The following is a 13340-nucleotide window of genomic DNA, read 5'->3' as shown; positions in this document are numbered from 1 at the left end:
AATAAAACGCAGTATGCGGAGAAATAGAACAATGTCAGTAACAGGTCGTATTCACTCTTTCGAATCTTGCGGAACCGTCGATGGCCCAGGAATTCGGTTTATTGTATTTCTGCAAGGTTGCTTAATGCGTTGCCAATATTGCCACAATCGTGATACATGGGATACCCATGACGGTCGTGAAGCGACTATTGAAGAATTAATGCATGAAGCAAGATCATACCGTCACTTCATGAATGCTTCTGGTGGTGGTGTTACCGCCTCTGGTGGTGAAGCAATGCTACAACCAGAATTTGTCCGCGATTTCTTCCGTGCTGCGCAAGCAGATGGAATTCATACTTGTCTTGATACCAATGGCTACATTCGTAAACATACCGATGTGGTTGATGAGGTATTAGATGCTACCGATCTTGTGATGCTTGATCTTAAACAGATGAATGATAGCGTTCACCAAAACTTGGTTGGTGTTTCCAATAAACGTGTGCTTGATTTTGCACGTTACCTACACCAGCGTGGTCAAAAAACATGGATCCGTTACGTAATTGTACCGGGCTACACTGATGATGAACAATCTGCACACCAATTAGGTGAGTTCATTAAAGACATGGATAATATCGAAAAAATTGAGCTGCTGCCCTACCACCAGCTTGGTGAGCACAAATGGGAAGCTCTTGGCTTTGAATACCCATTAACTGGGGTTAAGCCACCGAAAAAAGAGACAATGGAAAATATTAAAAACATTCTTGCAAGCTATGGTAAGAAAGTTATGTATTAAACAACTGTGTCATAGTTGTTAATACAAAAAAGAGCGGCTTATCTTTATCTCTAAGGAGTTAGATAAGTCGCTCTTTTCTATTTAAACTGAAAAGATAAAATAGTATTTATCGTGACAACGGTAAAATTGTGACAAGAAAAGAGATTAACAACACCATAATTAACAATGAGATTGGTACTGTATACTTCCACTTAGTTACAGGTTCTTGCATCATAACTTCCTTTGCTAAATTTACACCCTACTTGATCAGGGTCATTTTTATATGGCACATACTTTAAATGCAGAGCAAAAAACAACCAATAACTAATAATGAAATAATACATTCCATTATCAATAAAAACTAAAAACATCACCTCTTTATCTTCCACTAAATAGCAATAGCCCCTATAAAAAAACCATAAAAGGATATTTATCCATGATAAAATTATGGTATAAACCAAAAGCAAACGTTTGCGTTAATGCAAAAAGACAGATTTGCAGTTAAAAAAGCGTTCAATATCAGCATTAATATTACTCTATCTGCCTATGAGGAAATAAGCTCTCATGAAAAGTGACATCGAAATTTGCCGAGAAACGCGACTCACTCCCATTGATCGCATCGCCTTCAATGCCGGCATTGAAGCACAAGATCTTACGCCTCAAGGCAGCTTAAAAGCGAAAGTAAAACCCGCTATTTTAAAACGGTTAAGCAACAAACCTGAAGGTAAGCTCATTTTAGTAACGGCTATTACTCCAACCCCACTCGGTGAGGGTAAAACAGTAACAACCATTGGTTTAGCACAAGGGTTAGCTAAAATTAAGCGCTCAGTATTTGCCTGTATTCGCCAACCATCAATGGGGCCAGTATTTGGTATTAAAGGCGGAGCGGCAGGAGGCGGTTATAGCCAAGTAGCACCAATGGAAAAGCTCAACCTACACTTAACGGGGGATATTCATGCCGTAACCGCAGCGCATAATCTTGCAGCAGCAGCATTAGATGCTCGTCTATACCATGAATCACGCTTAGGCTACGACGGTTTTACTGCACATACGGATTTACCCGCCCTACGGATTGATATTAATAATATTAGCTGGAAGCGAGTAATGGATCATAATGATCGTGCATTACGTATGATTACAGTTGGTCAAAATGAGCCAGGGAAAACCATTAATGGCCTTGAACGCCACGATGGATTTGATATATCTGCCGCTTCTGAATTAATGGCAATTTTAGCCCTTGCCACAGATTTAGCCGATATGCGTCAACGTATCGGAAAAATCGTGGTTGCTTATAACCTTGACGGTGAGCCTGTTACAACAGAAGATCTACACGTTGCAGGCGCAATGGCTGTCACTATGTGTGAAGCGATTGAACCGACGTTAATGCAAACCTTAGAAGGGGTGCCAACACTTATTCATGCCGGACCTTTTGCGAATATTGCTCACGGTAATTCTTCGATTATTGCCGATAAAATCGCATTAAAATTAAGTGAATTTACGGTGACTGAAGGCGGCTTTGGCTCTGATATGGGATTTGAAAAAGCCTGTAATATTAAAGCACAACAAGCACAGCGTGGTCCTGATTGCGCAGTCGTTGTTGCAACTTTGCGTGGCCTAAAAGCAAACTCAGGACTCTATGATTTACAGCCAGGGCAATCATTACCTGATAGTATTTTTGAACCGGATAGTACAGCTTTATTAGCTGGTTTTGAAAATTTACGTTGGCATATTAATAATGCCGCCAAATACGGTGTGCCCGTTGTAGTGGCGATTAATCGTTTTCCACAAGATACTGATCAAGAACTTGAACAATTAAAACAACTGATTTTAACCACAACCTTTAATGTACATGTTGATGTTGCACTCAGTGAAGCTTTTGCCAAAGGTGGAAACGGTGCAGTTGAACTCGCCCATGCGGTGGTTAACGCTTGTAAAACACCAGCAAACTTCACACCACTGTATCGCTTGAATCAAACCATTGAAGAGAAATTAATGGCAGTGGCTGAAATTGGGTATGGCGCGAAAAATCTTGAGCTATCACCTTTAGCCACACAACAGTTAGCTAAGTTAAAAGCGCAAGGGTTTAATGATTTAGCGATCTGTATGGCAAAAACACCTTTATCTATTACTACAGATCCTCATATTAAAGGTGCACCAACAGATTTTACGGTTCCAGTAAGAGAGCTAAAATTATGTGCAGGAGCTGGGTTTATCTATGCTTTATGCGGTAATGTCATGACCATGCCTGGTTTACCTGAAAAACCTGCATTTATGAATCTTGATCTTGATGCTGATGGCAATATTATTGGCCTAAGCTAAAGCCATACCATTAAATACTCAGGTATCGGTGATCATCATGGTTACCGATACCCAGCCTCACATTGGCCACCAATTCAATTGCAATCCTATTTAACGATTAAATAAACCTACAAAAATAGTGGTTTTTAATTAAAATCAATTAGATATGTTTTTTATCAACATATCAATTGGATAACATTCGTTAACAAAAAATAATCCTATTCGTGGTGTCAGATCATTTTATTTTACACTCAACCTGCTAATCTCACGCTCATAACAAATATTCCTTGTGCTCACTATCGCGATAAAATCACAACTGAGTGAGTGCAATCTATAAAAAATTTGAGGCTTACTACAATGGAAATGACTAACGCTCAACGTCTAATTCTATCGAATCAATATTACATCATGTCAAAACTTGCACCTGAAAATGCTGACAAATACCGTCGTTTACAAATGATCATTGAACGTGGTTACTGTTTACAGATGCGTGAGCTTAACAAAGACTTTGGTGAAGTTTCTGAAGATGAATGTAAACAAGTTCTTGAAATTATGGAAATGTACCATGCTCTACAAGAATCATTTAATTTAGAAGATTGCCGTTGTGATGGTGCTAAAGACATTGACCAGCGTCGACTACAATTTTTAGGCTTTGATGTAATTACTGAAGCTAAGTTAGTTAATTATGTTCGCTTTCTTACCAATGATGAAGGCCTATACCCACAGTTTCCTAAAAATGAACACCAGTTCAATAGTCATGTACCAATGCTAGACAAATACCTACGCATGCTGACTATTTGGCGCGCATGTCCACGCCATTACCACTTATCTTGCAGTGAAATCCAACAAATCATTACTGCATAAGTTTGATAAGCATTCACAATAAAACCGAGTTAATCAACTCGGTTTTTGTTTTTATTCTCATACAATGATAATAAAACACAAAACTGAAACGTGATCCATTGTTTACGATAACACCACTCTCTCACACTAATAACAGCCGTTGTTTTGTTATAAAAACTATTAGTGATCATTTCTGTCGCTGACGTATAATTACGTCTACTTCTTCACGCTATTAATACGTAATCTAGCAAGGTTACATTTATTAGTAATATGCCATTTAAATTTGAATAGATAATAACAATGATTAGCTATGTAAAAAATAATACCATTGGTAATCGTCTGACCTCTGCCATTATATTAATGGCATTCTTAACGATCAGTGTCAGTGTTATTGCCGCATTAACATGGCAAAAATTAAGTCAACAAATAGGCACTATTGCTAATGATAATATGCCAACTTTACGATCAAGTTATCGTTTAGAGCGCAGTACGGCAGAATTACAAGCCGCATTAACAGCATTAGACATGAATACTAATCCGTTAAAACATAAAGCGATTAAAAAAAATATTGTCTCTATTTTAACGGCGATTAGACAATCAATAGATAATATTTCAAGTTTATATTACTACCCCAAAATAAAATCGGGTCAGCAACTATTAGTTGCTAATATCGATAGCTATATCGCATTATTACAGCAGCGAAATACCCAGCGATTAGCATTAAAACAAATAGAAAATACCATTAAATGGCTACATCAAGATTTAATTGATGAGTTACAACCACTGCGACTAGAAATCGAGTGGCAAATGATGCGATTACTGAATAGCCCTCAGAAATTACCGCAAGATCATGATACTAATATCAAAAATATCATGGCTGAGTTTTCTGTTATTCAAACCATTACCGTCAATGTCAATGAATTACATCAACTGATAGAAGACAGCATTCTTCACCGTCAACATAATGACATCAATACCGCTTTTGATGCTATTGCTCAAAAAATATTACAACTCAATAAAATCAGTAAGCAATTAAATAATTACCCTTCGACAATTACATACCGTCAATTACAGCAAGAATTTACACAATTAGTGACACCTAATGGCCACCTTCAAAAGCTCTTAATCTTAGATAATATAAATAGTGTAAAGATCACTCAATCTCAGCGTGATATTCGAAATCAATTAACACAACAAGAAAATATAATTCAAACACTTGTGGGTCACGCTGATAATGCACTCGCAAAATTAAATGGCAAAACAAGACATTCGATCTGGATCAGTAATTTAGTTTTATTTGGTGTGGTATTTATTACCATTATTCTTAGTGTTATTTTATCAATTTATTTAGTGGGTCGTGGCGTAGTAAAACGCTTAAACCTTCTAGGTCAAGATTTACAAGCTATTGCCAATGGTAATCTCAACGCCCATATTCAAACAACGGGCGTTGATGAAATAGGTATTTTAGGGGATAACCTGCGCTACTTCTGCCAGCAGATGCAAGAAATACAAAACTCTAATGCGCTTAATCTCATCAATAATACGCAAGCCAGCATTATTACTTGTGATCTCAATGGTGCAGTTGAATCTGTAAACCCTCAAGCATTAAAACAATTAAATTTTTGTAATGTCACCAAAAAGCATCAGGTTTGGGATCTATTTAATATCTCAACCCTAACCAAGCTACAACATTTATTTACTACCAATGGGCCATTAATGACCAATGGCGCTTATAACATGACCGTCAAATTAATTACCAAAAATGGTCAAAGCTTATATTTACGACTAGATTTCCGCACTTTTACTCAAGGCAATGATGACAAAGTTATTATTACAATGACGGATATCACCGAACAAGAAAATACTGCTCGCTGGCTTGAAAATACGGTGGCAGAGAAAACGCAATCATTAACTATTCGAAACCAACAACTGCGCGATGAGATTGAAGATCGTAAACGCATTGAAGGTGATTTAATTGAAACGCAAGATGAATTAATCCAAGCGGCAAAAATGGCCGTCGTAGGTCAAACGATGACATCACTTGCACATGAACTCAATCAACCATTGTCAGCAATTTCAACTCGAATATTTAGTGCAAAACTTGCACTTGATCATAAAAAATACGAAAATCTACCCACAAATCTGACAAAAATAGACGATCTTGTTACTCGAATGAGTAAACTGATCGTAAACTTTAGAAACTTTGCTAAAAAGCAATCAGCAACCAGGCCATTAAGCAAAGTGGATGTTCAAGATTCAATTAAACAAGCATTAATCTTGGTAGAAAGTCGCGCTAAAGTACAAAAAACAACAATGGTGAATACCATTGATCACCCTCTTTACGCACTTGCAGATCAAGTCCAGTTTGAACAAATTTTAGTTAATTTATTAGTTAATAGCTGTGATGCGGTTGCCCATTGTGAGCAACGAGAAATAACAATTATTCTACTAAATAGCCCATCTAATAAAATTCGGTTGGCTGTTTATGATAGTGGCGATGGTTTTGATGCCACGATCATTGACAAATTATTCATTCCCTTTACCACCACCAAAGATGTTGGGTTAGGCCTTGGGTTAAGTATTTGTGGTTCAATTATGACGCGACTAAAAGGTGAAATCTTCCTTGCTTCTAGTTTAACAGGTGGAGCAATGGTCGTACTGGAGTTAAATAAATATGATAAGTGATGATATTGAAGTATTGATTGTGGATGACGATCATGATGTTGTCGAAGCCTATCAAGAACTACTTGAAATAGCTGGATTTAAAGCGCAAACAGTGACAGATTCCACCTTGGTTTTAGGAATGTTAAAGCGTAATTGGCCCGGTGTTATCGTGTCGGATATGTATATGCCCGGCTTAGATGGCATGGAATTATTAGCCAAAATTCAACAGTATGATCATGAATTACCTGTAATTATTATTACAGGTCATGGTGATATTCCAATGGCTGTTGGTGCCTTGAAAAAAGGGGCGGTTGATTTCTTACAAAAACCATTACAGCCTAAAGAGTTAATTACGCTACTTGAAAAGTATTTACCTCAACGTCGCCAAATTATTGAACAACGTAACACCTTGCACACGACAACCGCAGAAGTATTATTGGGAGAAAGCCCACTCATCATTAAAATTCGCGAGCAGTTAAAAACTATCGCATTAACGACTAAAGATGTGTTAATTGAAGGTGAAAGTGGTACAGGTCGCCATACGGTTGCAAAATTACTTCATCAAAATAGCCAATTAAGTAATGGCCCTTTTGTTGAAGTCAATGCCGCAAATATTACTCGTACGCCGGATTTACAACGCAGCATGATTTCAGCTCGTAGTGGGTGCTTATGTTTATCTAACCCCCACCACATGCCCATTGAAACTCAACAGTGGTTGTGTCGTTTTTTACTTGAGCAAGAACGCCAAGGTAAAAAAGAAGTCCGCGTTATCGCTTTATTTGATGGTGATCCGACGGAATCTGTTGAAACTGAACAATTTTTACCTGAATTATTCTACTTTTTAAGTCAGGTACGATTTAACTTACCAACCTTGCGTCAACGTAGTAGTGATATCACGTTGATATTTAAACACTATATTAAGCAAAGTTGTAAGAAATTGAACAAAGCAATCCCCGCTATTGATAAAGCTTATCTGGCGATTTTAAATCGTTATGAATGGCCGGGAAATGTATTAGAACTTAAAAATGTGGCTGAATTATACGCCATAGGGATCGTAAAACTTGCAGGGCAAGAACGCTCAAAACCGTTAGATCAAATGAGTAGTCCACTTGATGATCTGGTTGATGGTTATGAAAAGCAAGTCATTGAAGATGCGTTATACCTCTTTTCAGGCCGTATCAATGAAGTGTCATCATACTTACAAATACCCCGTAAAAAATTGTATTTGAGAATGAAAAAACACGGTTTAGATAAAGCTGAATATAAAGTACGCTCAAACCAACCGCTATAAATCACAATCTATTCCCCAGAATTTGAACTATTCTGGGGAATTTTTTTATTATAATTCTAATGCCCACCGTATAAACTTCTTACGCTGTTCTTTATTTGCCTGTTGATATAGTTGTTGTAAGAGTTGATCCGTTTGTTGAGCCGTTAAATGCGTAGTATCAATCGATGTAACCGCAGTGCTTTTCGAATGTGACATCTGTTTATTTGTCACCATCGCTACGGGCACAACCGCTTCTCCCACCGACTCATTTAATAATTTATTGTAATCAGTAAATAATGGCGATCCCGTCATTGGAATAACTTTTTGCTCCAGCGCTAATTGAGAGCCATCGTCATTATATAACTTAAAATAAGGTTGCTTTGCGAAACGGTTAATTTCTTGCGGCGTATCTAATCGTGGTATTTTCACGGTTACTGTCGCTTGATCATCAAGCTTAAAACGCAATAAAACAGGTGACGAATTCACATATCCCATCGTCTGCCCTGTCGAGTGAGGATTTTCTGGACTATCAAATCGCACCAATAATTGCTGTTGCCCTGCGGGTAACGTCACCTGATGCTGAGTATTTTTTAAATAAACGGCTTTGGTTGCTAAAATTTCAACATTACTTGGTGTTTGTAAGTTTGTCTCTGCCCATGATGGTGCACTCATTGACGTAAATATAACGCCAGCAATAATTGCAGATGTTTTAATGTTCATTTATATCCCTCAACATAACTAAGCCAGCATTTTCTCTGCTGGCTTAATTGATACTTATTTATTTACGCAATAAGATTAGAACTCGTAACGTAAACCGACGTTGAAGTAATCTTCTTCAGGATTATTCCAGCCATTCCAATCGGTACCGACGATAGAGCCATCGCCTTTTTTACCATCACGGAACACATAACTACTGAATATTGATGAACGACTGGTTAACTTATACTGCGCTTCAAAGGTGGTATCTTTATATTCCGTTTCATCGCCGCCTTTATTTTCAAGTGAACGGTAACCTGCACGCAATACCCAATCGGCAGTTAAATCATAAACAGCTGTTAATTCATATACTTTATCTGTGCTGTCACCACGACCATTATTAAAGGCTAATTGGCCTTCAGAATACATCGCACCTAGCATCAAGTTATTGTAGTAATAACGCGTACCAGCACCCCAGAAAGTATAGTCTTTAGCATCACTACTAATGGTGTTATCTGACTTATCATATTGATACGCAATTACAGGTGCTAATTTACCTGCATCACCAAAATCAAAGGTGTAACGTGCGGCAGCGTTGTAGCCAGTTTTTAAATTAGAAGTGCTGTTACCAAAAATATAGGCGGTAGAAACATCAAGATTACCAAACGTGTTTTGATATTGAAGAGTGCCATCTTGACGGAAAACTTGTGTTGCAGTGGAATCAACAGCGGAAACTTGTCGAGCAATCGTAACATCAGAGGCTGAGAATACATCCGCAATATCCGTAAGCATAATTAGACCAGAGGCTACCCGTCCTCCTGTTACCTTACCGTATTGTGATGCATCAATTCCGGCCCAAACATAACGTGCGGTCAGATCTTTACTATCCGGATTAAGGTTATTCGCATATTCAGCAGCATTAACTTGGTATTCAGCCCAACCGATAACAGAGACCGTATCGTTAACAGTTTGAGATCCACCCAAACCAAAACGGCCATCAAAATTACCATCAACACCAGATTGATCAGGATTATTATCACGATCGGTTAAGTTAAATCCTAAACGGCCATAAACATCAACATGAGAACCATCATCTGCTTCATAAACAGTGGCAGCCTGCGTGACACCAGCAACCAATAATGCGGGTAATACTACTGCTAATCTTGTTTTTTTCATTTTATAACGTCCTATTATTATTTCGTATGTCCGCCTTAACTGAAGTAATGCAAACAATACGACTACATTGCTGTAATAAAAAAATCAATATCGCTAATTAAAACTATGTCTGTGGTACAAAAATAATCTCTAAAGAAAACAATCTAACGCTGTTTTTCTCGATTATTTATTCACTTTTATGACTACAATAAGCAATAATCCTGAACAATTACTGAACAGTATTTTCTTATTTCACGATAAAAATTATTAATCAACAACTGTGAAATAGATCGTTTTTTAAACAACTTTTTTTGTGACGTGTCTGCTGGTCAAATAGATGATTTAAAGGTATATGAGGGAAATATGAATAATAAATAATGCTTATTCTATATAAAATAAATATAAAGCACGTGGGAGTAGTTCAAGCTATAAATTCCGATTACACTATGCAGCTGTTTTTCAGCTTTGGTCTATTACATGTCTTATCAATGCCCTTTATGTCACTTGCCCCTTAATGTCGATGCTAACAACACATCATCAACATCTTACCGTTGTAGCAATAATCATCAGTTTGATCAGGCAAAAGAAGGCTATGTAAATTTAATGCCTGTACATCATAAAAGTTCGAAAAACCCTGGTGACAATAAAGAAATGATGCAAGCACGACGCTTATTTCTTAACACTGAACATTATCAGCCACTACGCGATGCTGTTATGGCACAGTTACGTCAGTACTTACCGCAACAAGCTACAGAACTGCTTGATATTGGCTGTGGTGAAGGTTATTACACCTCTGAATTTGTTCAATTACGCCAACAATTTCCGACTATCAACATTCATGGATTAGATATTTCTAAAGTTGCGGTTAAATATGCCGCCAAGCGTTACCATGATTGTGATTTCTGTGTGGCTTCTAGTCACCGCTTACCATTTGCCGATCACTTTTTTGATGGTGTCGTTCGTATTTATGCCCCATGTAAAGGTGAAGAGTTACATCGCGCGATTAAATCTGGTGGAATTCTTGTTGCAGTAACCCCTGCACCACGCCATCTATATCAACTAAAAGAATTAATTTATGACGGCGTTAACTTGCATGATGTGCCAGTAGAGAATATTGAAGGATTTGAGTTAGTCGTAGATCAACAATTGCATTACGACATGACATTAAGTGGTGAAGAAGCAACAGCACTAATGCAAATGACGCCTTTTGCATGGAAAACATCAGAACAAGTATGGCAACAACTGGCACAAGCCCAAAATTTCGAATGTGAAGCTGATTTCGCTATTCGTGTTTATCGTCGCCAATAGTTACATATAGTGAGATTGATTATCATTTGATATTGATAATCAATCTCAAGTTGTCTATTATTTGCCGTTTATTCTCTCGGTATAACGACAATGAAGTCATTAATTTGTTTAGGTGTTGCAAGCTTATTAATTGGTTGCGCCTCTCCCCCGTCAGCCAATAACACTCTCGCCTCCACCAGCACCGCAACCACCATGTATGATTACACTATTGCAAGTCCTCAAGGTGAGCCTCTTTCCGTCGTTCAATTAGCACAAGCGCTACGTGACGCTGATATTATTTTAGTTGGTGAATGGCATAGCCACCCCGCAGCCCATCTTTTACAAGCTCAATTATTGGCAGCACTGTACCAACAAAATCCTAAAATCACCTTATCAATGGAACAATTTACACGTGACAACCAACTGATCCTTAATGATTATTTAGCTGGTAACATCGGTGAAAAAACATTAGTCAAAGAGGCCAATGCATGGCCTAACTATGACAGCGATTACCGCCCATTAGTTGAGTTTGCAAAACAAAATAACGTAGATGTTATTGCAGCAAATGCACCAAAATCAATTGTTCGTTGTGTTGGACGTCAAGGGCCGGAATATCTTAATAAGCTTCCCCCTAATGAACGATTATGGGCCGCGCGTTCATTAACACTAGCCACAGATGCTTATCAACAAACCTTTATTGCTTCGATGCACCATGGCGATGAAGCACAAACTAAACGTCAATTTGCGGCCCAAACGACATGGGATGACACCATGGCAGAAAGTATGGTTGATTATTTAAAACAACACCCACAACAACAAATCATTCATGTTGCTGGACGGTTTCATACTGCAGAAGGATTAGGTACTGCATCACGAATTCAAGCGCGAAACCCAAAGCTTAAAATAATGATGGTGACCCCAATTTCAAATCAAGTCACATTGCATGCGAACGCACCTGATTTCACTGTAAAAATGCAGCCTTTACCACAACGGTATGTACAAAAAGATAAAATGATGGCGGCAATGACTGCCATGGGGAAAAGAAATTCTGATTTAAAATGCTATTAATATAAGTCAATAAACACAATAGCAAACGCTAGATAAAGAAGAACCCCATCGGCGGCCAAGCAGTTGGGGTTCTAAGAGAGATAACAGCTATATCTCAAGTTACTGAGCAATTATACCTTAGTAACCTGTTTATTGCCTGAATAATCATTCATTATCGAATAATATTCGCGCTATAATACGGTTATAGCATGACATTATAGTTACTGCATAATGTCATTTAAGTGTTCCTATACGAATAAGACCACAGTGAACAAGATTAGTTGCAAAAAAGAACGCGTTTACTGAATATTTTTTTATCGCACGAATTTCAGCCTTACCCCATCGCTACCCACGCCAATTTACAGTAAAATAAAACCAGAGCTCTTTTCTTTGAGCCAAATTAATTAGGAAAACAATGAAAAAAACATTTGCTTTAACTCATCCCAAGAAAGCGTCTGCGCGTGTTGTAGAAGCAATTAAACACGATGTAAAAAAATACATTCGTCGTGAGCGTAATAAAACATTACCTGCTGGTACTGATTTTTGGGATTTTGATTGCAAGTTTGGTCATACCGAGCAAGAAGCAAAAGTTATTCACGTAAAAGAAATCAACAAGTACATTGATGAAGCTGAAAAGCTAGAACTTCCATCATTATACTTAGAGATTCTGGCAAAGCCTGCAACACGTGCACCACGTCCAGATTTTGATTTCGACGAAGAATAATTGCTCATTAGCCATTATGTAATGTGCTATAGATCCAAACAAAAAAAGAGTCGCTAATGCGACTCTTTTTTATTATAACAAAACAAATGCTATTGCTTAGAACCAACGATCTAATGCATGTCGATCTAATTGCTTGAATGCTCGATTTAATACATCCGCTAATTCTTGGTAGCGTGGCTGCGATTTTTTAGGCTGCATTGCATGCCCTTCACTAACAATCTTCTGATAAATTTCGCTATACCACTTCGCGAGTGATGGCGGCAAAGTCGTTTGACTGCGTTTCCCCAGCCACCATAAGCCTTGTAATGGCATTGAAATAGCTAATAACGCAATCGCTATGGCTTGTGGCATTGCATCATAATTATGAAACGCCATTTGAGTAAGAATACTAATTGCAGCGACCGCAGGCATCACTTTTGTCGCAAATTGGGTGGCTTTAATATACCGATGCTCAGGAAAAACAGCCGCCAGCTCTTTGCGCATTGGCCATGTCGTCATGTAATGCTGACCATTCTGAAAGTGTTTCCACATTGTATGTTGAGCCATAATGCACCACTCATCAAAAAAAATTATAACATTTAAAAAAAATACACAACAAACTTGAT

General features: G+C 37.9%; 11 protein-coding genes. 8 read left to right on the top strand and 3 right to left on the bottom strand.

The window, feature by feature from the left end; genetic code table 11:
• Window positions 1-31: 31 nt before the first annotated feature.
• From pflA to ACJZU6_RS05595, 5 genes are all read left to right on the top strand, one after another.
• Window positions 32-772, top strand: a complete 741-nt coding sequence (gene pflA, locus ACJZU6_RS05615) for a pyruvate formate lyase 1-activating protein (RefSeq protein WP_080158068.1) — start codon at window positions 32-34, stop codon at window positions 770-772.
• Between the two features lie 543 nt (window positions 773-1315).
• Window positions 1316-3070, top strand: a complete 1755-nt coding sequence (locus ACJZU6_RS05610) for a formate--tetrahydrofolate ligase (RefSeq protein WP_107276879.1) — start codon at window positions 1316-1318, stop codon at window positions 3068-3070.
• A 336-nt stretch (window positions 3071-3406) separates the two neighbouring features.
• Window positions 3407-3913: a YfbU family protein gene (locus ACJZU6_RS05605; RefSeq protein WP_080158070.1), complete on the top strand. Its 507-nt coding sequence runs from the start codon at window positions 3407-3409 to the stop codon at window positions 3911-3913.
• Window positions 3914-4192: 279 nt separating this feature from the next.
• The gene (locus ACJZU6_RS05600) at window positions 4193-6577 is read left to right on the top strand and encodes an ATP-binding protein (RefSeq protein WP_408900752.1); all 2385 of its coding nucleotides are present in this window, start codon (window positions 4193-4195) and stop codon (window positions 6575-6577) included.
• Complete coding sequence (locus ACJZU6_RS05595; protein ID WP_080158072.1) at window positions 6567-7847, top strand: sigma-54 dependent transcriptional regulator; 1281 nt, start codon at window positions 6567-6569, stop codon at window positions 7845-7847. Before ACJZU6_RS05600 ends, ACJZU6_RS05595 begins: the two co-directional genes overlap by 11 nt.
• Before the next feature lie 48 nt (window positions 7848-7895).
• Here ACJZU6_RS05595 and ACJZU6_RS05590 read toward each other — a convergent pair whose 3' ends face one another.
• Together ACJZU6_RS05590 and ACJZU6_RS05585 are read right to left on the bottom strand one after the other, a co-directional pair.
• Window positions 7896-8546, bottom strand: coding sequence for a DUF2057 family protein (locus tag ACJZU6_RS05590; RefSeq protein ID WP_080158073.1), 651 nt, complete (start codon window positions 8544-8546; stop codon window positions 7896-7898).
• 75 nt (window positions 8547-8621) lie between these two features.
• Window positions 8622-9698 (bottom strand): porin, encoded by a 1077-nt coding sequence (locus tag ACJZU6_RS05585; protein WP_080158074.1) that lies wholly within the window; start codon window positions 9696-9698, stop codon window positions 8622-8624.
• A 456-nt stretch (window positions 9699-10154) separates the two neighbouring features.
• Between ACJZU6_RS05585 and rlmA the strand changes: the two genes are divergently transcribed.
• The 3 genes from rlmA (at window position 10155) to ACJZU6_RS05570 (ending at window position 12735) form a co-directional block, all read left to right on the top strand.
• Window positions 10155-10985 carry a 23S rRNA (guanine(745)-N(1))-methyltransferase gene (gene rlmA / locus ACJZU6_RS05580; protein ID WP_080158075.1) on the top strand — a complete coding sequence of 277 codons (831 nt, stop codon included), beginning with the start codon at window positions 10155-10157 and terminating at the stop codon, window positions 10983-10985.
• A 90-nt stretch (window positions 10986-11075) separates the two neighbouring features.
• Window positions 11076-12032 carry a ChaN family lipoprotein gene (locus ACJZU6_RS05575; protein WP_080158076.1) on the top strand — a complete coding sequence of 319 codons (957 nt, stop codon included), beginning with the start codon at window positions 11076-11078 and terminating at the stop codon, window positions 12030-12032.
• 394 nt (window positions 12033-12426) lie between these two features.
• Complete coding sequence (locus tag ACJZU6_RS05570; RefSeq protein WP_080158077.1) at window positions 12427-12735, top strand: DUF6172 family protein; 309 nt, start codon at window positions 12427-12429, stop codon at window positions 12733-12735.
• Between the two features lie 96 nt (window positions 12736-12831).
• Here ACJZU6_RS05570 and yfbV read toward each other — a convergent pair whose 3' ends face one another.
• Window positions 12832-13281 (bottom strand): terminus macrodomain insulation protein YfbV, encoded by a 450-nt coding sequence (gene yfbV, locus ACJZU6_RS05565; RefSeq protein ID WP_045038210.1) that lies wholly within the window; start codon window positions 13279-13281, stop codon window positions 12832-12834.
• Between the last annotated feature and the right edge of the window lie 59 nt (window positions 13282-13340).

This window comes from Photobacterium piscicola, assembly GCF_046058925.1.
Classification (GTDB): domain Bacteria; phylum Pseudomonadota; class Gammaproteobacteria; order Enterobacterales; family Vibrionaceae; genus Photobacterium; species Photobacterium piscicola.
Note: the sequence above shows the minus strand (reverse complement) of the source record. Positions and strands in the feature narration are given on the sequence as shown.